The 242-nt window shown below is 64.9% G+C and carries 1 protein-coding gene; it reads right to left on the reverse strand.

What is annotated here, in order from left to right; all coding sequences use genetic code 11:
* Positions 1-242, reverse strand: a 242-nt coding sequence (locus Q7F16_RS30190) for an Ig-like domain-containing protein (protein ID WP_409557436.1), incomplete at both ends; no start/stop codon positions are given.

Consider the following 242-nt stretch of genomic DNA (forward strand, 5'->3'; position numbering starts at 1 on the left):
AGTGACGCTGTAGGAACCGTCAGTGCCCGCCACCACCGTCGCGGTGCTGCCATCCGGGTAAGTCACAGTAACCGTGCTGTTCGGCTCGGCACTGCCGCTGACCACCAGGCTGCCGTCGGCATTGGCCGCCACGGTTACGCTCGGCGCAGTTGGCGCCGTGGCATCGGCATAAGCCACCACGGTGTCAGGGCTGACATTACCTGCTGCGTCCGACGAGTTCGCAGTGACATCACCGGTCGGTT

It is taken from the genome of Pseudomonas sp. Lb2C2 (assembly GCF_052112205.1).
Lineage (GTDB): Bacteria > Pseudomonadota > Gammaproteobacteria > Pseudomonadales > Pseudomonadaceae > Aquipseudomonas > Aquipseudomonas kilonensis.